The organism is Microcoleus sp. Z1_B2 (assembly GCF_036700325.1).
In the GTDB taxonomy this organism is placed as follows: Bacteria; Cyanobacteriota; Cyanobacteriia; order Cyanobacteriales; family Microcoleaceae; genus Microcoleus.
This window is the reverse complement of the sequence record NZ_JAUBOQ010000021.1, coordinates 89,302-112,306: the sequence shown is the minus strand read 5'-3', so window position 1 is coordinate 112,306 and position 23,005 is coordinate 89,302. Positions and strand designations below refer to the sequence as shown.

Sequence of the window (23,005 nt, the reverse complement as noted above, 5' to 3'; positions counted from 1 at the left end):
GTGATGGAACGTATTTGCTCAGTTGGAATGAATCCTCGTTTAGCAGCAGACTGGTCGGCACGATTCGTAACAGTCAGTGTTGTTAAAACTTTACCGATTGATTTGTCGGAAGTTGCGTACATTGCGATCGAGCATCCGAGTCCGCCAGGGGGTTCAGAAACCGGGTTTTTGCACAAGATATCGGTTGAGACGTAAAGGTTATCTAAAAAACCCGGTTTCTTTTGTTTGGGTAAAGGGCGATCGCTTTTCTCATCTCAAAAAGCGATCGCACTTGGGTAAAATACAGTGCAGTGTCCCTATATGGCTTATGGCATAGGGCTTGAATTAGGTGGATTGCCATAAATCCAAGCACTAGGAACCCACAGATTTTGCCCTTTAATCTTAAACCAGCGAGCGTCTGGCGTTCCTAGCCACAGATCAGTACCTACTTCGCCGTAAGTCCAAGCATCAAATTGTAACTGCTTACCCCAGTTTTCATTCAAAGAACTGCGATCGCTAAAGTTAGGACTATAACGCAGGTTTATACCATTTGATGGACCAACGCTGCCACTGAAGTTAACCCATGTTATCGAGTTTTTAGATGGTGGGTTTTCCCAAGAACGATAGGCTTTAGCGCGTTGTCCATCCCAGAAGATGTAGCCACCTTCAAAGTCTGTTCGCATTCCTCCATTCCAAGCATACTCACGCTTAGTTGGAAAGCCTAACCAACCGCCGGAACCATTGGGCGAAGAATACTGGCTGTATTCCCGTTGGAGATCGTACCAAATTGCTACAGCACCATACTGAGGTGTCCAGTGAATTGTACCGTTTTGATAACTACGATACTTACCAGTTGTACCGTATGGCGACTTGGTAGAATCTTGGTATCCGCTAGTTGGAGAACCTAATAAATTCTTGGTTTGTTCGTATTCTTTATCGATCGCGATTTCCCAGCTTGGACGATTCTGGGTTTGTCGCCAAGATGGTTGTTGACCAGGTTGCAAGGCTTCTTTTTTTCCGTCGCTAGTGCGGAAAGCAATCCGACCGCCTTCAAAGTCAACAAAAATTGTGTCCCCATCAATGTATTCCCGCTTGGTTGGTGCTCCTAGCCAGTGATTGTGACCACCAAGACTAATGTAGTAAGCACCGATACTTCCCCAAGTAGCAACTCGGTTGCCGTTATTCCAGTGGTAGTAAAGCCGTGCCGTACCATTCTCACCAGCAAATTCTTGTAAGGCCAAAGGTGAGCCTTTGCTACTGGTGCCACCTTTTTCGTCAGAACGAGGATAGCCGAGATATGCCCAGCCACCGCCAGGAAGGTTTGCGCCAACAGGACCACCTACATTTTTGTACTCTTTGAGAATTTCTCCCCACACCACGTAAGCTTGGTTTTGACCATCTTCCAGCATGATCAACACTTCATTATTGTTGGAGTCAAGGAAACGCTGAGTCCAGCCATTACCCCAACGATAAGCATCGCCTTGAGCTTTGAGTCCGCGACCTTGACCGTTAACGCGGTTGTAGGCATCTATAAAGAGATTGGGTGCGCGTGAGGCACGACCAATCGGATTTTCTGGTGGTTTTGATATACCGCTAACTAGCAAAGAGTACGCTTGCGTGAAGGAATTACCCGAATGATTAACATTAATCGTGTAAGTTCCAGCCATAGGTGCATCAATTAGTACCTGCTCGATATTATCGACGTTGTTACGGGTGGTGCGAACTGCTGGCGCTGAGGGATTATTTGGGTCGAGCGTCCAAGGACGAAATACTTGACCATTTGGTGCAGTGATTGATAGATCGAGATCGTTAACAAGCACACGAGTCTTTTCATCTAAACCATTACCATGTGGATTTCCGGGTGGATCTGTCCATACGATCGTAGCTTTTAGTGGTCCGCTACTATTAGATGTAATCTGATGGCTTTGTTGAGAACCTGTGTATGTACTTTCTATTAGACGATCGCTGACTTGATTTTTAGCGTTAGTCAAGAATGTGGCAGCAGCAGCACCGTCAACAACACCCCATCCATAGGTATAGTCTGATCCTTTATTGCCTGCATCGAAAGCTGTATGAGTTATTAAACCTTTCAGTGTGGCACTGCGGGGAGATGCACCGTAGAGGTTTTTGTAGTGTTGGGTTAGTAACGCGGCTGTTCCTGTTACGTTTGGTGCAGCCATAGACGTACCGTCATAAGATGCGTATGCCTTGTTGGAACTAGCTAATGTTGAATAGACACCCACTCCATTACCGACGACATCAACCTTGAGTCGCCCATCATCCGTTGGCCCCCAGTTAGAGAAGGATGACATCACAACGTTACTGTTGTTATAGGGGTCGGCTGTAATTGCGTTGATTGCGCCAACTACTAAGGTGTTTTTGGCTATTGCACCTTTGGAAGCTAGAGTATCATAACCAGTATTTCCGCCATCTTTACCAGGAGCGGTTGTAATACCACTGTTGGGGATTCGATAGAAACCTTGGCCTTGCCAATTGGGAATATTCCCTGGATTTGATGACAAGTAAGTTACATAGGTGTTGTTTCCAGATTGATTTGCGAAACTATTATTGCGATCGTTACCCGAAGCCCATACACTTAGCAAATTAGGGTTGTTATAGAGTACCTGATCTAACTCTTTAGAACCTTGACCGTACTTCCCAAAACCTTCAGCTTCAGAAAATCTTGCTCGATCTCCAAACCAACTATCAACTGAGCCAGGAACACCAATATTAGACCAATCAATTCGAGAATCCCAGCCCATCAGCGCGCCATAAGAATGGTTAGATAAAGTCAACCCTGTCTTAGCAGTGGCTTCTAATTCTTGTAAATCGTTGTTCCAATCATAGCTACGGATATTAACTTGATTAGCCATACCACGAGCTTCAGAGTTAACCCCAGTAGCTCCTATTGTTCCGGCAACATGAGTAGCATGATCGTCGAAACTTGAGGCTGAATCACTAATGACAACACGAGAGCCAAACTCTTGATGCGTATTGCGGACTTTTCCTCCATCCCATACACCAACAGTTACACCGGAACCATTCAGATTTAGCCCTAAACCTCCACCTGACCAAAGTTGGTCAGCATTAGTTGTATCAGCAGCGTTCCGATTAGAAAAACCCCCAATCAAATTTAACTTATCTGGACTAGGCCCTCCCAGGAACCAAATATCATCAGTAAGTTTAATAGGCTCTGGTAAAAACCCCATTTCAGGAGTTATTTTTATTACCGATTCCTGGACTTCTGGTTCTTTAGGTTCATCATCTTTAGGTGGCTCTATTGGTAATGGCTTGACTGGCAATAATTCCGGTTGAGTAGCTTTTGCCAAAGTCAAAGCCGCCGCCATATTCAACAACCCCGCACCCGTCTCATTATCCCAATTAGGCTCCTTCAAATCAGTCGCCGTAGACTTGAGAATATCAATCACTTGGCGATAACTCAACTGCGGATTCGCCGCCCAAACTTGCGAAACAGCACCCGTTACCTTCGCAGTCGCCACCGAAGTCCCCGCCATCGTACCAACTCCATCGCCAGTAGTGGACAACACTGGATTTTCCACTGTCCCCCCGTCGGCCATGATATCCAATCCGCGACCGTAGCTGGAATAGTCGGCGCGATCGTAAGCTTTAGAAAGTGCAATTTCATCATTAATTCGTTCCGCCGCACCGACAGTAATAATGTTGTCAAATTCCTGGGAAGCTTGACCCAAAACTGACATCACACCGCCATCGTTACCAGCCGCAACTACCAGCAATACGTTATGCTGACGCGCATATTCGATCGCACTTCTTTCCTCCGGCGTAAATTCATAGCGAGTAGTAACGCTACCGTCAGGATTGATTTGAGTTAAATCTAAACTCAGGTTGACAACAGCATTCGGTTGATTCGACTCGATCGCAGCATTGACAAATTCAACCAAAGATTCCGCCCACTGTCCAGAACCGATCGCCCGCCCCACCCACAAAGGCGCTTTATCGTTCACCCCATCAATACCCACACCGTTGTTTTGAATTGCGCCAATAATCCCTAAAATGTGCGTACCGTGTTCGTTGCCTTCACCTGTGGCCAGTAAGGGGTTAACATCATTAGAAACGCGATCGCGCCCTAAAATAATCCGTGAATAGTCAATATCAGGATTATTACCGCTGAAACCCGTATCAATTACACCCACTAACGGCTGATTTGCTACAGGAAACTCGAATTGTACTGGTTGAACAGTTTCAACTGGTTTAGGTGCGACTTTCACAACCATATCTTCCAGCCGCGAAATCAACGCCGCTGTATTGTCAGAAATAGGAGTCGATTCAGTTTGCTCCCTCAACTTCTCAGTCATGGCTTCTAAACGAGCGATCGAAGTGCGATCTATAATACTCTCCTCAACAATATCCGCACTACCCAAATTACTCAAACGCTGTTTAATGCTATCCAACCGCGCAATCCAATCAGCATTGACATTATTATTGTTTTGTGCTACTTCCTGCTTAACCGGTTCAGTCACCGCCGCAGTCGAATTATTCTCAATTGGTTTTGCAACAGTTGGAGAAATTGGCAATAACTCTTTTGGTGCAGCATCATTAACACCAGCAGTCTCAGTCTGAGTAACTATCTCCTTGTTCCGCAAGTCTACAGCAGTATTCGTACCTACAACTGGCATAGTTTTCGCTGCTGTCGGCGGCACAATCGCTGGAGTTTCTTTCGGCTCAATAGCCACTGTTGGCTGACTTTCCTTCACCGACTCTACAGGATTTGCGGCTACAACAACTTGAGGAGTTTCAGTTTTCTCTACCTCAGTTACTAAAGCCGGCTTTGTTTCTACTTTCGCCTGAGTTTCCGCTGGCAAAACTTCGGGTTTTGTTTCTACCTTTGTCAGAGTTTCCGCTGGCAAAACTGACGGCTGAGTTTCTACTTGTGTCAGAGTTTTCGCTGGCAAAACTTCGGGTTTTGTCTCTACCTTTGTCAGAGTTTCCGCTGGCAAAACTTCGGATTTTGTTTCTACTTTTGTCAGAGTTTCCGCTGGCAAGACTTCGGGTTTTGTTTCTACCTTTGTCAGAGTTTCCGCTGGCAAAACTGACGGCTTTGTCTCTACCTTTGTCAGAGTTTCCGCTGGCAAAACTGACGGCTTTGTTTCTACTTTCTCAGTTGGTATCGTTGCAGCAACTTCCGTCTCAGTAGTAGATTTAGCTGGCAAAGTTGGCATCGCTGGTGCTTCGGTAACTTGGTCTTTTACCTCAGTTGTCGCTGCGGGAATAGGCGTTTTTTCAACTGGTAAATTTTCAGTCGAATCCGCCACAGTATCTTTGCCAGCAGTTGGTGTAGTTGTCGCACCTGTTGTCGGCTTTGTATCTACCTTTTCGGTAGTTTCAACCTGAGTCGAATCACCCGAATTATTCGCAATATCTTTGACTTCTTCCTCAGTCGTCACCGCTGGAGTAGTAGGCTTTCCATCTACCTTTTCGGTAGTTTCAACTTGAGTCGAATCACCCGAATTATTCGCAATATCTTTGACTTCTTCCTCAGTCGTCACCGCTGGAGTAGTAGGCTTTGCATCTACCTTGTCGGTAGTTTCAACCTGAGTCGAATCACCCGAATTATTCGCAATATCTTTGACTTCTTCCTCAGTCGTCACCGCTGGAGTAGTAGGATTTGCATCTACCTTATCCGTTGGTACAACCTTGGTTGCATCAGTAGTATTGGTGTCGGTATTTGCGACAGGCGCTGGAGTTTTTGGAGTCTCTATATCTGAAGTTGATGGATTCAGAATTTCCGTTTCTAAATCATCAAGTAAATCGGATAGTTCAGCATCTACATTTGGTTTTGTTTCCGGGGTAATGTAAGGTTTCGCATAAGCAATAAGTGCCTTGCCCAAATCAGTTTTCCGCCACTCTTTATCGGGGTTAATCACACTATCCACCAAAGCAGTTGTTGCCGTCGCACCCCGCACTTGGAAAATGATATCGTTGTAATCCCTGTCAGTCCCCGAATCTAACCGCATATCCTCCATGACAAAGGTATTGCCTTCCCCCGTGACATCGGCAATTTGACCAAAGTGAAATCCCTCCACAGGATTCGCCATTGCCATTGAAAATAAAGGACGTTGAGCGCCGCCAGCAGTCGGATTATCAAACACAGACTTGACACTACCGTTGGGTACCAACATCACCCCATATTTACCCCCAGCAGTTACGGCAAAACTTTTGACTCCTAGGTAGACTCCTTCGTTGGCATTATTCTCTCCTAAGAAACCGGAAAACCGTGCACCTTCTGTAGCATCATTAATCACTACATGACCTTTCACCGAGTTACTTAAAGAACGCGCAGCTACTTCTTTAATGAATGCTTCCGAACCAGGTTCAAATTTGTCTAAATCGTCTAAGCTGAAAATAGCTAACTCACCTTGGAACCTCCCACCATCAAATGTGTAGTCTATACTGATGCGACCAGTTTCATCGGTAGTAAATACCCCCGATGTAAAGGGAGAAATTAACTTTTTATCCGTAGTCGGTTCGGGTTCTTTTTGGGTTTCAGTTGTTGCTATGGTAGTAGTTGAATTCTCTTTCTCTGTTTCTTCCCCGTTGCTAGTGTCAGTATTTGTGTCGTCTTCGGGCTTGCTGGCATCTGGGGAAATAGTAACTACAGTCTCGCCTGTTTTTGGTTCTTGAGTGGCAACTGTTTCGCCTGCAACTGCATCTGTTTTGGCGGCGGCTGTGCTATTTAGATTGTTTGTGGCAACAGTTTCGCTGGGTTCTTCGGGTGTTGAAATTGCCGAATCGGTTGGCTTGTCTTGTGCGATTTCCCCCGCTGATGTAGTCTCTTCACTTGTTGGCAGTTCTTCGCTAGCAAATTCAGTCGTGGCTACAGGTTTTTCCGGTTCAGATGTGAGAGTTGTTTCGGAGGTGTCTGGGACTGATTTTTCGGTAATTGTTGATGTTGTTTCAATTGCCGAGTCAGTCGTGGAAATAGGTTCTTCTGGTTCAGACGTGAGAGTTGCTTCGGAATCTGTAGTAGCTGGTTTGTCGGTAGTTGTTGATGTTTCTGTGGCAGATTCAGTCGTTGCTACAGGTTTTTCTGGTTCAGATGTGAGAGTTGTTTCGGAGTCGGTAGTGACTGGTTTGTCGGTAGTTGTTGATGTTGTTTCTGCGGTGACAGTCTTGTCTTCAACAGGAGTTCCTGTAATTACATCTATGTTTGCAGTGGGTTTTTCCGAAGTTTCGGCGCTGTTTGAGGGAAGTAGAGAATCTGATTGTGCACCGGTGAGGGTGTCTGCGTCGGATGATTTTTGAGTGCTAGTTGGTGCTAAATTCAGCGTGTATTTGATGTCGCCACTGATTTGCAAAACTTTGACTGAATAGTCTCCGGCTAGTAAGCTGTCAACACTAATTGTTTCTGCACTGGTTCCCGCGTTTGTGGAACTGTAAAGTGGTGCGCCACTAGAGTTTAACAAAAATACGTCGGCATTCCCGCTCAAACCGTCGATCGTGAATTTGAAACTTCCCGGACTGTTGAGGTTAAATTTGTAAAGGTCAAAAATATTTGTAGTGTCAACACTACCTGTGTAGGTTTTGCCGTCAGCCAATGCCCCGATGTTAAGTTCAGTCATACTACCCCTGAAAAATAGTTGGTTGAAAACGCTCTTAATTATCTATCTGGGGGAAGTTGAGGTTTTTATGCGAAGCGCGGTGAATCGTTACATAAGTTTACATTAGGGTTGCCGATCGCCCAAAATTTGCAATCTACCCGCATTTAATGTACTTGGTGATGTTGCTTCAAACTCTTGTGAGGTGGGCAGGAGAGTCCGCGCAAATCTACAATGTAAATGCAGCAAATCTTAGTGGCGCTTAGGTTTTAAAGGGGCTCAGTGCTCTGTGGGAACCATACCCTACAAGTGCGATCGCCCCAGACAATCCCTTATCCCCTACAATAAACAAGCAATTATTATATTTTGAGTTATCCTGTGAGTCCTACTGCCGAAGTCAGCAATACCCTAAATGCGGGCGTCCTACCAACCGTTACCGCTACCGCAGCCCGTCGCGCTGTTTTTCCCTTCACTGCAATTGTTGGCCAGGAGGAGATGAAACTGGCGCTGCTGTTGAATGTCATCGATCCCAAAATTGGCGGAGTGATGATTATGGGCGATCGAGGTACTGGTAAATCTACCACAATCCGCGCCCTCACTGATTTGCTGCCGGAAATTGAGGTGGTGGCTGACGATCCTTTTAACAGTCATCCCAGCGATCCAGATTTGATGAGTGATGAGGTGCGCGATCGCACTTTATCTCAAACTGACATTAAAATCGCCCGCAAAAAAGTCCAAATGGTAGATTTACCTTTGGGCGCTACCGAAGACCGAGTTTGCGGTACGATCGACATCGAGAAAGCTTTGTCGGAAGGTGTTAAAGCTTTTGAACCAGGTCTTTTAGCTAAAGCTAACCGCGGCATTCTGTACGTTGATGAAGTCAATTTGCTCGACGATCATTTAGTCGATGTTTTGCTCGACTCCGCCGCCAGCGGTTGGAATACTGTGGAAAGAGAAGGCATTTCGATCCGCCACCCGGCTAAGTTTATTCTCATCGGTTCCGGGAATCCAGAAGAAGGAGAATTGCGGCCGCAGTTGCTCGACAGATTCGGGATGCACGCAGAAATTCGGACTGTAAAAGACCCGAATTTAAGAGTGGAAATTGTCGAACAGCGATCGAGTTTTGACCAAAATCCGCCGGAGTTTCTCGCGAAATATCAGCACGAACAAGATGATATGCAGCAGAAGTTGGTGGAAGCTCAGGAAAGATTGAAATCGGTAACTATCGATCGAGAGTTGCGGGTAAAAATCTCCCAAGTTTGCGCGGAATTGGACGTAGACGGGCTGCGGGGCGATTTGGTGACGAATCGGGCTGCGAAAGCTTTCACGGCTTTGGAATGCCGCACGGAGGTGACTGTGGACGATATTCGCCGGGTGATGACTCTGTGTTTGCGGCACCGGTTGCGGAAAGACCCGCTAGAATCAATAGATTCGGGGTATAAAGTGACTAAAGTGTTCGATCGGGTATTCGGCCTAGAAACAACTGAGGGGTAATTGGTAATTGGTAATTGGAAATGGGTAATTGGTGGTGATGAAACCTTCCCAAATTTTCATACCTAATTCCCCATTTCCAATTACTAATTCTGGCAATGGAAAAACGAATTTTAGGATTAGATCCGGGCTTAGCAAATCTTGGCTACGGGGCAATTAGTTGTCAAATTGTCCCCGGAAAACAAGATAAAAACAGCGTTTCCATGATTGATTGCGGCGTCATACAAACAACGCCAAAACAGGAAATGGGACAGCGCTTGAAAACAATTTACGACGATTTGCACGAGGTAATTGAACAGATTAAACCTGATATAGCAATTGCCGAAAAACTGTTTTTTTACAAGATGGGAAATACCATACTGGTAGCGCAAGCGCGGGGCGTTTTGACCCTAGTATTGGCGCAGTGTGGAGTGCCGCTGTTCGAGTTTACGCCGGCTCAAATTAAGCAAGCTTTGACGGGCCGCGGTAATGCGGATAAATCTGAAGTGCAAGATGCCGTGGCGCGGGAGTTGGAGTTGGGTTACATTCCGAAACCCGACGATGCGGCGGATGCTTTGGCGGTGGCTTTGACTGGTTGGTACGATGATGATATTTGTCCGAAGAAAATACAGTTGGAAACAGGAAAAATTTGATGCAATATCAAATCATGGGCAAATTAAGTACAAATCCGGGCAAGACATCTTCTCCCGATAAATTTACAGGAAATTGTACAATCTCTACTTGGCGAGAAGGGCGATAAATCTCAACTTGTTCGTCTAGAGGATTAATTAACCAACCCAAGCGTAAACCGCTGTTTAGATACTCCTGCATTTTCTCCTGCAGCGGCCGCAGCGGGTCTGGGCGCGATCGCAATTCAATGGCAAAATCAGGACAAATTGGCGGAAATTTCTCTTGTTCTTCTGCTGTTAAAGCAGACCATCTTTCTAGGCTAACCCAAGCCACGTCTGGAGCTCGATAGCCATTATTAGGCAAGCGAAAAATTGTAGAAGAACTAAACACTCTCCCTAGCTGCGTTTTACGGTTCCACAAGCCCAAATCTGTAATTAAATAGGCTTTTCGATTGCCACTGACTCCGCCTACGGGTGACATAATAATGATTTCTCCTTTAGGTGTCCGTTCAAATTGCCAATCTCGATTCATCTGGCATAAACGGTAAAACTGTTCATCTGTTAGTTCGACAGTATCTAAGTTTAAAATAATGGTTGTCATTTTTCCTAACTCCCTAGAAATATGAGTCCTGCAAACCTATTTTAGCCCCACATTTTGTCAATTTCAACATCACTCCTCATAGCCTGGACTTAAGCTTTAATACCAGGGCTTAAGCCCCAGCCCGACCATTGCGAAGTGCAAAATATTAGTTGAAAATGTAATTAAGTTCGATCGCCCAATTCCCATCTCAATCAAAAAATGCTATAATAGCCACTTTAATTGCTAAACTTATCCCACCAGCAAAAAACACAGGAAAATAATATGGTGATTATTACCTCACAACAAATTGCCCAATTTCGATCGCAATTAGCAGAATATCCCGAAGCCCTAAAAGCCCTAGACGCCATCGAAGATTGCGAAGGTAACATCGAAGATGCAGCGATATCTCTAGCAATTCAAGCCGGACAAGAACCGAATATCTCGGAAAATTGGTTAGACGGATTGGCTAAAAGATGCCGCGTTGCTATCTGCAAATCAGAGGTTAAAGAAGAGTTAACAAACGGACAATTGAATGCAGCATTTAGAGATTTAGTTGCCGCAAAAATTTGCCCTGATATTTTGGTGACTTCGGTGATTATTTATGTATTTAAAACTGGGGTAAATGATTTTTGTGAACCTCTCGAATATAAACTGTAAAGCCATAGCTGCATTTAAAAATTAGGTGACACAAAGCTATCCCAAAGGGTAGGGAATCGCCCTCATTTCTCAAAACATGATACAACGAGACGATCCTCTTCGAGGGCTTCGCTAACGCACTTTTTCTCTACCCCTGTCCACTACTGTACCCAGCCAGCATCAAATCCGGCGACAAACCCAAAGATTTCCCCAGCAAACGAGCAAGTTGCACTAAAAAATTAGCAGTATCTTCGTCACCTTCGCGGGCCATTGAAGCCGATATCTGGATTAGCATTTGCACAAATCCCGCATCAATTAAATCCGAACGGGAACTCAAAACTTCTGGTTCTTGGCCGTTGGGACAGGTAAGCACTCGCTCGATTAAGTTCAAATAAGCCTCTTGACGTTCTGGATTCATTTTGGCAGGAGCTTTACAGTAAATAATTTATTATTACGTTTAACTCAGTCCTGTCAATCAGGCGATCGAATAAGCGATCCCCGTTTTTACTCTAGGAACTCCATTCAGTCAGGAATAGACAGGAGTTTAAAGAAAATCTTAAGTTTTTCAATGCTAGTTTAGTCGAGGTATGGTGCGCCGAAAATCACCCTACTATTCAAGGGAATTAGGAATATAAAAAATGAAAATAGGAATATTTTTAGGAAATCTCGGAAACCCCGCCATCTACTATCCCAAACTCGCCACAATTACTGGCGGAGTCGCGGCGAGTATTTTTCTTTGCCAATTATTGCAATGGCAATCACAAAAGTCCAACTCCGGCGAATGGGTGAAAACTAAGAGCACAGAAATAGAAAAAGCAACGGGTTTAAATCAGGAAGAACAGGAATTAGCGAGAAAGCAGCTCAAAGTGCGATCGCTCCTGAAAGAAAAACTACCAAATCCCAACACCGACACCCTAGAAATCTGGGCGGACATTGACGCTTTGGAGGAAAAACTCAATCACTTTTGGACATCCAATCCTGCCGGAATTATACCACAGACAACCCGGGAAAACAACAATCACCCTGTAGAAATAATCCCCGAAACATCACCCCCAAATCATGTAGTTAAAACCGACAAATATTTCGGGCAACCCCGCCAGCAAATAGCCGTTGCTGTCACCCCGAATTACCGATTTAGCGGCCCTTGGAATTCCCAAGAAGAACTCCACAACTTTCAGCGAGCTTTAGAAGCATATGCTCAAGAGCATAATTTAGGATTTGGCAATCCTTCTGGATGGGCATTTAAAATTATTGACAGCATGACAAAAGGCTTAACCTCGACTTTTTGGGATGAATTTATCGCCGGAATCCCTTTAGGAGAAAGTCAGAAAGTCAAGCGGGATTGGGAAATCGAGCCGGAAGTGCCTTATCCCGCCTTTGAAGAGGAGCGAATTCAGTATTACGTGCACAAAGGCGAACCGCTGGAAGCAGCAGTCTCTAAAGCCCGTGCTGATTTGAGAAACCCGGTTTTGGGCAAAGATTTGTGGGAGGGTTTTTTGCGAAAGTGCGATCGTATTGCTGATGATGCACTCAAAGCAAAACAGCAGGGCGTTGACACACCATATCTGCCGTCTTCCTTCAACGAAAAACCGCAAATCACCAAGGATAGCGTTATGCGGAAGTTAGGGGCGATCGCCCCGCAATTTGCCCTCAATCAATCCACATCTGAAACAATTGCTGAACCACCAAAACTCGAACAAAAAGAGCCATCAACCGCCACCGAAATCCCCAGTATTTCCTCTTTGCAAAAAGCTTACAAAACTCCTCTAGGTCGAAGTCTAGTAGAAAAACAAATCGCTGCCAACCCAGAATGGGGCTACGAAATAGTTGACGGTGAAATAGTCGAATCAATTCCTTTTTAATGAGACGGATATGAAACGAATTAGCGATATCAATCCACTGGGAGAAGAGCGACCAAATCCTTCTGAGGAAGAGAGAGAAAAACTGCGGGGGGAGAGGTTGCAGCGAGAAATAGATGAAGGATATCAAAAGTTAGTTGAACTCTGCAATTTAGGCGAATATGATATGGCAAAACAGCTTGCCAACCGCAACTCTAATTGGGGTTATGAAATAGTTGATGGAATTGTGATGGAAAGGATAGATTAGGTTCGCAGTTATCCCATTTGTCACTTTCTTGGGCGGGCAAGATGCCCGCCCCACAAAAAAATTAATATGTCGTGGAACAGGCATCTTGCCTGTTCCTAAGAATATGAGCCGGCTCTCCGGCATACCCCACAAGAAACTTGATATGTTGTGGAACAGGCATCTTGCCTGTTCCTAAGAATGGTGCAAATTGACTACCGCAATGTCTATGTTATAATTATCACTAAAACTTAAATAACTATTATACAATGACAACTATTAATGCCAAAAACCTAACATTAGCAGAAGTACACCGTCTGTTCGGCTTTCAAAAGCAGTACACGAACTCATTTACCTCTCTGTTATCCTTTGAAGATATCACAGAACACGAAAAGGAGGAACTTATACAAATTAGGGATGATTTCGATGACTACATTTCAACTGATAGAGTTTCTGAAGGACTGGTAAAAGCTCTGACTACCTTTCCCCTAATGCGATTAGCTGGCTTCTACCGCCGCCCGATTAAAATTAGTTTAGAACAAGACATCGCTGAAATTAGCATTGAAGATGAAGATACTATCATTAAAGGACGGTTTGATATCTTGGCTGTCAACAGGATAAAACCTATCAGAAGCGATACATATTTTTGGGTTTTGGTGATTGAAAGTAAAAATTCTGGAATCAACGCATTGATGGGTTTATCCCAATTGCTAACCTATGCTTATCAAAATTTAAAATATCAAGACACAATCTGGGGCTTGACAACAAACGGAATGCACTATCAGTTCGTCCATATTCAGGGGGGCCACAACCCAACCTATCAGCTAATGCCTTTGCTAAACCTGATGGAGTCCGACTCTTCAATTTTGTTGCTGCAAGTTTTAAAAGCTATTTGTAAGCTATAAAAAAAGAGGCAGAGAAAATTCCCCGCCTCCAATCTGCAATGACTGTTAACCTAAAAGTTAGATTAGCCAGCCAATACTTTTTAGTAGCCTCTGGTGTTAGGCTTGTGGACGATGAAGCTGAGCACTTGGCATTGCTTCACGTTGTCAAAACCCATGACGCGGATGTAGCAGCTAGGATTTTCTTGACGGCAAGCTTGAACTTCTGTCATGATTTCTTGGACGCTGCGAGCACCAAACAAAGGCAACTTCCACATAGTCCAGTAGCGCATTTCAGCGGCAGAGGTTTCGTTGAATTCTACGCCGGGAATGTAGCCTTGATCCAGGATGTACTGGAGTTGCTTGGCAATTTGCGCGTCTGTCAGCGGGGGCAAATAGGACAGAGTTTCGTAACGACGCTCTTTAGGTAAAGTCTTCATTTTTGTATCTCTAAGGTGTGTGTTCGATCGCACTTGTCGATCGATTAACTCGACAAATTATCCAGATTCGGTTCAGAATCTATTGATGTTTCAGGATTACTGCTAGAAACAGACCAATTAAGTTGCGTAGTTCGCTCTAAATGCTGGCGTCTGTGTTCCATATTCGCCTGTTGAATGCCAGTACAAACCATTTCTGGCAAAAATTCCGTCACATCGTGAGCCAGATACTCTCGCACAGTCATGATCCGAAAGCCTAAATCTTGATTTTCCAAAAGCAACTCTTGAATATAAGCTTCTCCATCTTGGATTTTGCCCTTAGTGGAAAAGTCATTCAACCAGATTGCCAGAGGAGGATTGGTTTCGCTCAACTGAGCGACCACCATCCGCACGGATTGATAGGTTAGGTAACTTGCCAGCACCTTAGCGGTGTCTTTCGCAACTTGTTTGAGATCCATTTTGACCCCAGCTCCCTCAAATTTTAGATTTTGGATTTTAGATTTTGGATGCAAACTTACTTGTAAATCTTCTTCAAAGATAAAGACTTCCCAGCAAGTTTGCGACCTAAAACCTAAAATCTCAAACCAAAAATCCTTAAAGGGTATCCATTGCCTCAAACTCAAACTTGATTTCTTTCCAGAGTTCGCAAGCAACAGCCAGTTCAGGAGACCATTTGCAAGCTTCGCGAATTACGTCGCCGCCTTCGCGCATCAAGTTGCGGCCTTCGTTACGAGCTTGGACGCAAGCTTCCAAAGCAACGCGGTTAGCAGTTGCACCAGGTGCGTTACCCCAAGGGTGGCCCAAGGTGCCGCCGCCGAACTGTAAGCAGGAGTCGTCGCCGAAGATTTCCACCAAGGCTGGCATGTGCCAGATGTGGATACCACCGGATGCAACTGGCATGACACCAGGCATGGAGGCCCAATCTTGGGTGAAGTAAATACCGCGGCTGCGGTCTTCTTCGATGTGGTCTTCGCGCATCAAGTCTACGAAGCCCATCGTGATGCCTTTTTCGCCTTCGAGTTTACCCACAACTGTACCGGAGTGCAGGTGGTCTCCACCGGACATCCGCAAGCACTTGGCAAGCACGCGGAAGTGGATACCGTGGTTTTTCTGACGGTCGATAACTGCGTGCATGGCGCGGTGAATGTGCAGCAAAATACCGTTGCGGCGGCACCATTTAGCCAAGGTGGTGTTTGCAGTGAAACCACCGGTCAGGTAGTCGTGCATGATGATGGGGGTTTTGATTTCCTTAGCGAACTCAGCCCGCTCCATCATTTCTTCGCAGGTAGGGGCAGTTACGTTGAGGTAGTGACCCTTGACTTCGCCGGTTTCTGCTTGGGCTTTTTCAATAGCTTCTTGAACGAACAAGAAACGATCGCGCCAACGCATGAACGGTTGCGAGTTGATGTTTTCGTCGTCTTTGGTGAAGTCCAAACCGCCGCGCAGAACTTCGTAAACGGCACGGCCGTAGTTCTTAGCAGACAGACCCAATTTGGGCTTAATTGTACAACCCAGCAAAGGACGGCCGTACTTGTTCAATTTGTCCCGCTCAACGGTAATACCGTGAGGAGGGCCTTGGAAGGTTTTCAGGTAAGCGATGGGAATCCGCAAATCTTCCAAACGCAGAGCGCGCAGAGCTTTGAAACCGAACACGTTACCGACCAAAGAGGTCAGCAAGTTGGTGACGGAACCTTCTTCAAACAAATCCAAAGGATAAGCAATGAAGCAGATATATTGGTTGTCTTCACCGGGAACTGGTTCGATGTCGTAGCAGCGACCTTTGTAGCGGTCGAGGTCGGTCAGGAGGTCTGTCCAAACAGTCGTCCATGTACCTGTAGAAGATTCAGCAGCCACAGCAGCGCCTGCTTCTTCTGGGGGAACTCCCGGCTGCGGTGTGACGCGGAAGGCTGCCAAAATATCTGTATCTTTCGGCGTGTAGTCCGGCGTGTAATACGTTAGTTTATAGTCTTGAACTCCGGCTTTATACCCAGCCTTTGATTGAGTTTGGGTTTGCGCGTAAGCCATATCTCGCTTCCTAGTATTCGCTTAATTTTTTTGCCCGATCGCAGGCTGTTAAAAATATATCAACAAAGTGTCACTCTCAAATTTTAATATTCTTTTAATCATCATAAGTATTATTTATTTTGCTTTACATTAGGCAAATATTTGTAACATATCTTATGAAATACCAGCGACGAAGGATGCAGGAGGAAAGGCTGGGGATCGAAGAGATTTTGGATTTTAGATTTTGGATTTTAGATTGAGGAAACAGGAAAGATTAGTCATAAATACTTAATTTTATGGTGGAGATCGATTAAATTTGAGATTGTAAATTTTAGGTTGGGGGGAGGAAAAGTTAGTTATAAATACTTAATTTTAGGGTAGGAGATCGAGCTCAACTGCAATCGAGTATGCAATTATTTAATTGAAAATCCCGTGGGGGGCCAAGAAACCGGGTTGATGGGAAAAATTTGGGTATATTAACGAGAAATATAGCAAGAAACCGGGTTTCTGAGGTTGTAAAGCCCGATCGCGCCAACTCTGGCACAATCCAAAATCGAAAATCCAAAATCCAAAATCCCGTGGGTGGGCGAGAAACCGGGTTTCTACGAAAAATTGGTGCTAAACGAGAAATATACCAAGAAACCCGGTTTCTGAGGTTGCTGCTGCGATCGCGCCAACTCTGGCAAAATCCACAATCTAAAATCGAAAATCTAAAATCCCGTGAATCGGAGACCGCCAACTCAAAAATCGACAGCATAGCACATAATATGGACAGGACTTGTGCTCTCAAACCAAATCCGTCGTTACAGCCATTTGACCACGCTGAAAACCGGGTTTCTGCGTTAGCGGCGCGTAAGTCTACTATGGATATTTAGCCCCATTTTTACTCTGGTTGTGCCTCACCCCCCTTCAAAAGCCGTCCACTGCATCAATCCAGATTGCCCAAGGCCCTACCCTCAGACTTGGGGCAACAATTTTTGTCATAGTTGCGGAGCTCCCCTGCGACTAAAAAATCGCTACGTGCCTCTAGAAAGCCTCGGTTCCGGGGGTTTTGCAGCGATTTTCACAGTTTGGGACACAGAAACTGAAACCGAGCGCGTCCTGAAAGTGTTGCTCGAAACGGCCCCGAAAGCCCTGAAACTGTTCGAGCAAGAAGCTTGGGTTTTGGCACTTTTGCGGCACCCTGGCGTCCCTAGAGTCGATCCTGACGGTTATTTTCACGTCCAAACACAAAATTTTGCAGGCGGGGAGGGAAATCCTGCGGCGAAGCGGCTGCCTTGTTTGGTAATGGAAAAGATTCACGGCAAAACTTTAGAAGAGGTTCTCGACGAGCACCCTCAAGGATGTCCGCAGGAATGGGTGTTTAGTTGGCTGAGTCAAGCTGTGGAAATTTTAGAGGAGTTGCACAGGTGTCAGATTATTCACCGGGACATTAAACCCTCAAATTTGATGCTGCGAGACCCGGAATCGCCCCAAGTATTGCTGAGCAAGGGTTTGGGCGGACTGCAATTGGTGGCGATCGACTTTGGGGGAGTTAAACAAATGGGCGGTGTCGAACCGGTGGGGAAAGATTCTCCGAGTTCGACGCGGTTGATTTCGCCTGGGTACAGTCCGCCGGAACAAATTGTGGGCGGCGGTGTGGTGCCGGCGACGGATTTTTATGCGCTGGGGCGGACTTGCATTCATTTGCTGACGGGGAAGTATCCGGCCCAAATTGAAGATCCGATGACGGGTGAGTTGCGGTGGCGCCACATTGTATCTGTGAGTCCGCCTTTTGCGAATTTGTTGGACGATATGGTGCGATCGAACGTGCGGGAACGTCCGGCGACGGCTGGGGATGTTCGGGCGCGTTTGCAGGAGATTTATGCTAGGAGTAAGGGCAAAATTGCCATCGCCCCCATGGGTCAAGCTATTGTAGAATTCTGTCGGCAAATAGTGGTGGCGGGGGCGCAAAAAACGGGAAGTTTGACGGTTGCGCTGTTCGGCGCGATCGCCCAAATCGTGGTAGCTTCTCTGGATACGGGCTGGGAAATGGTGCTGGGTGCCGTTGGTGGAAGTGCGGGGGCGATCGGCGGTTTGGTTTTGGGTTATGCTTCGCCTATTGGCCCGGAAATTGCCAGTTTTCTGAATGAAGGTTTGCAGCAATTAATTCCTAATATGACTTTCGCTGTCGGGCCGGAAGTGCTGCTGTTTGGATTTGCGGGATTGGGAACTGCGATCGGTTTGACTGATGCGGGGAGTTTTCGCCAGCAAAAACAGTATTGGCTGTCTGGATTGATGGGAGCTCAGGGCTATTTGTTGGCGGGTTTGTGCTGGATGGAAGCAACAGCTTCTAGCGGTGTGCAGGGGGTTATTTTGGGAGCTTTTGCGATCGCCTCTATGACTGTGGGAATGGGTTTGCGGAGTCATCAATTAGTTCACGCTTTGGTAGTGGCTGTTTTCTCTACGGGAATGTTTCTGTTTCTGAATGCGTGGAACATTTTTCCGGGGAGTTTCTTTGGGATTTTGTCACTGTCTAACGTTACCTTCGGCTGGCTGCAAGTTTGGGGATCAATTGTGTTTTTTGGTTTGTTGGGAAGTGCGATCGGGCTTTGTTTGGGAGTTAGTCATTATTTAGTTGTGCCGGTGCTCAGGTGGTTGGGATGGAAGTAATGGTTATGATTGTTTTGCGTAATATCAATTCCAATGCCACCGGATTTGGTATAATAATCTAAGCTTCAAAAGGAGTCACAAGAATGGCTGAAATCAAAATCATCTGTGAACGCCCAGACTCAATCCTGCGTTTCGTCACAGATGCGATTACTAAAGAGTTACAATTACTCGCCGATGGAATTAGAGTCACTGAGGAGAGATTGAGAGAGTTTGAAACTCAATATCAATTTTCCACTCAAGAGTTTTTAAGCAAGTTTAGCAATGATGAATTACATCATAGTCCCGACTTTGATGAGTGGATTGGTGAATCTAGGATGCTGAAGAGATTGCAAGATAATGCTAAGGAATTAAACAGTATTGAATTTTTTGTAACGCCGCAGTCCCGGCGGTATGGCACTATAGCCACAATCACCGCCGATTTAGCCACAGCTCAATTAGTGAGTGAAATGAGGGAGGCATAGTTTGTTCATTGAGGAGTATTTTGAGCAAATTCGGGAGGCTATTGCTGCTTGTACAGCAGTTGAGTCTTTTCTACTGACAGAAGCCAAACGTGATAGTTATACCGGGTTTTTGCGGGGGAGGGTTTACTTTCCAGATGGCTCATTACTTCATCTGCGCGAGTTTGTCTATGTAATTACAGAAGTTGAGCGGGATATGTATTCATATCACTATGTTAATTCGTCGGAAAATCTAATTTTTCGTTATGATAATGCTGACCATAAACCTAAGTTGAATTTACCTAATTTACCTCACCATAAGCATGAAGAGAGTGAAGAAAATATTGTGGCCTCTTCCGCACCCACGTTAGCTGAAGTGTTACATGAAATCAACAGGTTATTGTTGTAATATGTTCATAAATACCAAAGAAACCGGGTTTGTGCGGAGTCTACGGACGGTAACCAAGTATTTTCATGAAAACCCGGTTTATAGACTCTTATGCTAATCAAGTCGCTGTCAATTAAACCCGTCTCCAGATTATCAATAATTTGTGCGATCGCGATCGCCCTTGTCCTCAGCAGCCCCAATCTAGCCAAAGCCGAATCGCGAGAACAAGCCGTCGATCGATTGACTGATTTCTTATTCTACAGGGTTAATCCTCAGTTAAACAATCGCAAACTCCATGGGGGCGATCGCGAATATAGCAATCAATGGCGGAGATTGCGCGAAGCGATCGATCCGCGAGTTAAGTCGGTACAAGAAGTCTGTTTTATGCCAGCCCCAGAAGAGACAGGATGGGAATTCACGACAATTAACGGCGAAACCTACGAGCAAACCTACGATTTACTTGCAGATACAATTTTTTACAGCCGCCATCCTCAACGAACCGGACAGCCCATTCCCAAAAGCGATCGGATCGGCATTAGTGAATGGTCAGCAATTCGACGCGAAATGTATATTTCCAATTGTGGATTGTGAGACTCGATCGCCTTACGCCGCAAGCAGCATTGATTGTAAAAAGAAAGGTTTTAAACCGATGAGTATGAAAAATTGGATATGCGATCGCACTCTTGTTACAACCAGAATTATTGCAGCCTTGATGGGACTAATCGCCATTGGATCTACAAGTTTGGCCGATGCTGCCACACAGCAACAACTTCCCAGCCTAAATAGTGCAAACATCGATACAACAACTAAAAAAAATCACCTGAATCATCCAGAAGAAAATTCAACTATCGAGGCTTTGAATAAAAAAGTTCTAGTCAGCCTTGAAACTTCTGTAAATGCCCCCAAAAAAATCCCTCTTCAACAAGGTATGCCATACAAAGAGGCGCGTCAAATCCTGATTAAACAAGGGTGGCAGCCAAGCTTACAAAGTCAACCTAACCTCAGAGATCGTTCGGTTAAAGAGCTATTTGATTTAGGATATAAAGAGATTAAGGATTGTTCGGGTACAGGAGAAGGGCCTTGTCGTTTTGAGTTTATCAATCAACAAGGAGAACTGCTAGTTATAGTCGCTACAACAAGAGGTTCTGAAAATACAAAACGTTTTGTGAGGAATTGGTGGATTGAGAAAAAGACAGATAGCAATCAACAAAAATCGTCATCAAACATAATTCAAGAAGGTCGTTATTGGTTGGGAGGTTCGGCTCAGGGTTTAGAGGTAAAGGGAAAACAATATCGATATTATGATGAGTCTAATATCGACCGACCGTGGCAACCTCTATCTGAGTTACAATATATCACAAAAGGCGTTGTGTTTGATGGAAAAAGTTATTGGTGTTTATCTACTCTCGCACCTAAAACCGGAGGAATTTCTTGTTCTAAAGATGGATGGAAATAAAAGATTTATTGGCAGCTATATCTGGGATATTGATAATTTTTATTGGGTTTAATCGTGCTAACTAAATCACTTTCACTTAAGTCAAAATCGAAGTTTTTAGGGTTGTGTGCGTTAGCTATAGCCCTTGTACTCGCTGGTTCCAATCTAGACATTGCTACAGCGCGCGATTATGAATCACGCACTCAAGCTGTGGATAGGTTTACGGATTGGTTTTTTTATAGAGTGAATCCTCAATTAGGAGGTCGCAAATTGCGTTCTGACGATTCTTCGGCCTACATCCGCGAATGGAATGCTATTCGTAGTACAGTCGATCGAGAAATGATTACTACACAAGGAGATTGCGTCGGTGATGCTTTCTGGGACTTCGATTATCGTTATCATGGGCGATCGCTAGATCGGATTGCAGATACAATTTGGGATATCCGCGATCCATCGGGTGACAAAACTCGTGCAGATGTTTCTAAACAAGAATGGCAGAAGCTTCGTAATTCAATAATTAGAGAACATTTTTGCTATTAAGTTGCCATATTTCTCAACCCAATTTAAAGAATAAAGAACAACAGCGCTTTTAGTTACAAATATTGTTAAAATGTAAAATAGGCAACCTCGATTGTAGATCGTTTAGTCGAAAGGCAACGGCAACATTCTATAGCAAAACAAAAGGATAAAAAATGGGCCGACTTACCGCAACAATAACCGTCACCAACGAAGTAGACAAGATGCTAGCAGAAAGAGGATTTATCGCCACAGAGCAAATACGATCGGTCACCATCGATAACGTCCTAGTAGATAAAAAAGCAACTCGACTCTGTTTACCAGCAGATATTATCAGTCAGTTAGGTTTAACTTTAGTTGGTGAAATCCAAGGAAATACAGCAATAGGAACTCGACCATTTCGTCTGTTCAAAGATGTCAGTCTTGCCGTAGCTGAACGGGAAGGCAGGTATGATTGTGTAGAAATTCCCGCAGGAGAAGAACCTTTACTCGGCTTAATTCCCCTCGAAGATTTGGGTTTAGAACCGGACTTTAAAAATCAGCGGTTGATTGTTTTGCCGGCGGAGGGAATGCAAAGCTATATTCGGGTGTAAAATCTAAATTATTAACGTTAAATGCTGGCTATACCTACATGAGAGCTTACTTGTCTCTGATTCATTGTTTAAAATCCCGATCGCAAAATTTGATAGTTTTTTGTTATTATGGGAAATAGTAGTTGACTCAAATAGGTGACTCAACGTAATGAACATATCCTTAACTCCCGAACTAGAGCAGTTTGTTCAGTCAACAGTCAACAACGGTAGATACTCATCAGCTTCTGAAGTGGTATGGGCTGCGTTACGATTGCTAGAACAACGAGAAATGGAACGCTTGGTGCGTTTAGAGGAACTCCGCAAGGAAATAATGATTGGAATTGAAGCTTCCGATCGCGGAGAGGTTTTTGATGGTGAAGAAGTGTTAAGAGAACTGCGTGAGGAGATTCAGCAAGCCGATGAGGGTGAAAAATGAGTCGATACACTTTGAGTGCCCCCGCCAAGCAAGATTTAAGGGAACTCACGAACTATCTGTTGCAGTTTAGCGCCAATGCAGCCAACCATTTTCTTAATGTTTTTCAGGAAAAATTTCGTTTATTAGCAGATTTTCCAGAAATGGGGCGCAGTCGTGAGGAATTAGCACCGTCTCTACGCAGTTTCCCTGTAGATAAATATGTAATTTTTTACCGCGTTATTAAAAATGGTATCCAAATTGAAAGGGTGTTGAGTGGTTATAGAGACTTTGAGGATGTTTTTGTAGAAGACAGATAAT

23 protein-coding genes are annotated in these 23,005 nt (G+C 44.9%); 17 read left to right on the top strand and 6 right to left on the bottom strand.

The genetic code is table 11. The features are described 5' to 3' along the window. Positions 1-27: 27 nt before the first annotated feature. Positions 28-195 (top strand): hypothetical protein, encoded by a 168-nt coding sequence (locus QT984_RS14580; protein ID WP_333313077.1) that lies wholly within the window; start codon positions 28-30, stop codon positions 193-195. Between the two features lie 110 nt (positions 196-305). Here QT984_RS14580 and QT984_RS14575 read toward each other — a convergent pair whose 3' ends face one another. Then, positions 306-7,577 (bottom strand): S8 family serine peptidase, encoded by a 7,272-nt coding sequence (locus tag QT984_RS14575; RefSeq protein ID WP_333374267.1) that lies wholly within the window; start codon positions 7,575-7,577, stop codon positions 306-308. A gap of 354 nt (positions 7,578-7,931) precedes the next feature. Here QT984_RS14575 and bchI point away from each other — a divergent pair, with 354 nt between their 5' ends. Both bchI and ruvC read left to right on the top strand, forming a co-directional pair. Beyond that, positions 7,932-9,047, top strand: coding sequence for a magnesium chelatase ATPase subunit I (gene bchI, locus QT984_RS14570; RefSeq protein WP_333374265.1), 1,116 nt, complete (start codon positions 7,932-7,934; stop codon positions 9,045-9,047). Between the two features lie 95 nt (positions 9,048-9,142). Then, positions 9,143-9,676, top strand: coding sequence for a crossover junction endodeoxyribonuclease RuvC (gene ruvC, locus QT984_RS14565; RefSeq protein WP_333054731.1), 534 nt, complete (start codon positions 9,143-9,145; stop codon positions 9,674-9,676). Positions 9,677-9,683: 7 nt separating this feature from the next. On the opposite strand, the gene QT984_RS14560 is transcribed toward ruvC, so the two are convergent. Continuing rightward, positions 9,684-10,253 carry a Uma2 family endonuclease gene (locus QT984_RS14560; RefSeq protein WP_333054732.1) on the bottom strand — a complete coding sequence of 190 codons (570 nt, stop codon included), beginning with the start codon at positions 10,251-10,253 and terminating at the stop codon, positions 9,684-9,686. Positions 10,254-10,514: 261 nt separating this feature from the next. On the opposite strand from QT984_RS14560, the gene QT984_RS14555 reads away from it, so the two are divergent. Then, positions 10,515-10,889, top strand: a complete 375-nt coding sequence (locus tag QT984_RS14555) for a hypothetical protein (protein WP_015179219.1) — start codon at positions 10,515-10,517, stop codon at positions 10,887-10,889. 127 nt (positions 10,890-11,016) lie between these two features. On the opposite strand, the gene QT984_RS14550 is transcribed toward QT984_RS14555, so the two are convergent. Beyond that, positions 11,017-11,286: a hypothetical protein gene (locus tag QT984_RS14550; RefSeq protein ID WP_333054733.1), complete on the bottom strand. Its 270-nt coding sequence runs from the start codon at positions 11,284-11,286 to the stop codon at positions 11,017-11,019. A 220-nt stretch (positions 11,287-11,506) separates the two neighbouring features. Between QT984_RS14550 and QT984_RS14545 the strand changes: the two genes are divergently transcribed. The 3 genes from QT984_RS14545 to QT984_RS14535 all read left to right on the top strand — a co-directional run bounded on the left by QT984_RS14545 (position 11,507) and on the right by QT984_RS14535 (position 13,855). Beyond that, positions 11,507-12,730 (top strand): hypothetical protein, encoded by a 1,224-nt coding sequence (locus tag QT984_RS14545; RefSeq protein ID WP_333374263.1) that lies wholly within the window; start codon positions 11,507-11,509, stop codon positions 12,728-12,730. A 10-nt stretch (positions 12,731-12,740) separates the two neighbouring features. Further along, a complete protein-coding gene (locus QT984_RS14540) occupies positions 12,741-12,974 on the top strand; it encodes a hypothetical protein (RefSeq protein ID WP_333208234.1) in 234 nt (77 codons plus the stop codon). Between the two features lie 245 nt (positions 12,975-13,219). Then, positions 13,220-13,855, top strand: a complete 636-nt coding sequence (locus QT984_RS14535; protein ID WP_333208235.1) for a restriction endonuclease subunit R — start codon at positions 13,220-13,222, stop codon at positions 13,853-13,855. Between the two features lie 80 nt (positions 13,856-13,935). On the opposite strand, the gene QT984_RS14530 is transcribed toward QT984_RS14535, so the two are convergent. The 3 genes from QT984_RS14530 to QT984_RS14520 all read right to left on the bottom strand — a co-directional run bounded on the left by QT984_RS14530 (position 13,936) and on the right by QT984_RS14520 (position 16,293). Continuing rightward, complete coding sequence (locus QT984_RS14530; RefSeq protein WP_333054737.1) at positions 13,936-14,271, bottom strand: ribulose bisphosphate carboxylase small subunit; 336 nt, start codon at positions 14,269-14,271, stop codon at positions 13,936-13,938. 44 nt (positions 14,272-14,315) lie between these two features. Beyond that, positions 14,316-14,726 carry a RuBisCO chaperone RbcX gene (gene rcbX, locus QT984_RS14525; protein WP_333054738.1) on the bottom strand — a complete coding sequence of 137 codons (411 nt, stop codon included), beginning with the start codon at positions 14,724-14,726 and terminating at the stop codon, positions 14,316-14,318. 136 nt (positions 14,727-14,862) lie between these two features. Further along, the gene (locus QT984_RS14520) at positions 14,863-16,293 is read right to left on the bottom strand and encodes a form I ribulose bisphosphate carboxylase large subunit (RefSeq protein WP_333045238.1); all 1,431 of its coding nucleotides are present in this window, start codon (positions 16,291-16,293) and stop codon (positions 14,863-14,865) included. Between the two features lie 557 nt (positions 16,294-16,850). Between QT984_RS14520 and QT984_RS14515 the strand changes: the two genes are divergently transcribed. The 10 genes from QT984_RS14515 to QT984_RS14470 all read left to right on the top strand — a co-directional run bounded on the left by QT984_RS14515 (position 16,851) and on the right by QT984_RS14470 (position 23,004). Further along, complete coding sequence (locus tag QT984_RS14515; RefSeq protein WP_333208236.1) at positions 16,851-17,147, top strand: hypothetical protein; 297 nt, start codon at positions 16,851-16,853, stop codon at positions 17,145-17,147. A gap of 19 nt (positions 17,148-17,166) precedes the next feature. Then, positions 17,167-18,924, top strand: a complete 1,758-nt coding sequence (locus QT984_RS14510) for a serine/threonine-protein kinase (protein ID WP_333314251.1) — start codon at positions 17,167-17,169, stop codon at positions 18,922-18,924. An 83-nt stretch (positions 18,925-19,007) separates the two neighbouring features. Beyond that, positions 19,008-19,385: a hypothetical protein gene (locus QT984_RS14505; protein WP_333054740.1), complete on the top strand. Its 378-nt coding sequence runs from the start codon at positions 19,008-19,010 to the stop codon at positions 19,383-19,385. Position 19,386: 1 nt separating this feature from the next. Continuing rightward, complete coding sequence (locus tag QT984_RS14500; protein ID WP_333374260.1) at positions 19,387-19,770, top strand: toxin-antitoxin system TumE family protein; 384 nt, start codon at positions 19,387-19,389, stop codon at positions 19,768-19,770. Between the two features lie 90 nt (positions 19,771-19,860). Next, positions 19,861-20,340, top strand: coding sequence for a hypothetical protein (locus QT984_RS14495; RefSeq protein ID WP_333054743.1), 480 nt, complete (start codon positions 19,861-19,863; stop codon positions 20,338-20,340). A 58-nt stretch (positions 20,341-20,398) separates the two neighbouring features. Further along, complete coding sequence (locus tag QT984_RS14490; RefSeq protein ID WP_333271003.1) at positions 20,399-21,205, top strand: hypothetical protein; 807 nt, start codon at positions 20,399-20,401, stop codon at positions 21,203-21,205. A 54-nt stretch (positions 21,206-21,259) separates the two neighbouring features. Next, positions 21,260-21,724 (top strand): hypothetical protein, encoded by a 465-nt coding sequence (locus QT984_RS14485; RefSeq protein ID WP_333054745.1) that lies wholly within the window; start codon positions 21,260-21,262, stop codon positions 21,722-21,724. Between the two features lie 152 nt (positions 21,725-21,876). Next, positions 21,877-22,293: an aspartyl protease gene (locus QT984_RS14480; protein ID WP_333054746.1), complete on the top strand. Its 417-nt coding sequence runs from the start codon at positions 21,877-21,879 to the stop codon at positions 22,291-22,293. Positions 22,294-22,441: 148 nt separating this feature from the next. Beyond that, positions 22,442-22,708 (top strand): type II toxin-antitoxin system ParD family antitoxin, encoded by a 267-nt coding sequence (locus QT984_RS14475; RefSeq protein WP_333054747.1) that lies wholly within the window; start codon positions 22,442-22,444, stop codon positions 22,706-22,708. Next, complete coding sequence (locus QT984_RS14470) at positions 22,705-23,004, top strand: type II toxin-antitoxin system RelE/ParE family toxin (protein WP_333054748.1); 300 nt, start codon at positions 22,705-22,707, stop codon at positions 23,002-23,004. The genes QT984_RS14475 and QT984_RS14470 overlap by 4 nt, the downstream gene beginning before the upstream one ends. The last annotated feature ends 1 nt before the right edge of the window (position 23,005 follow it).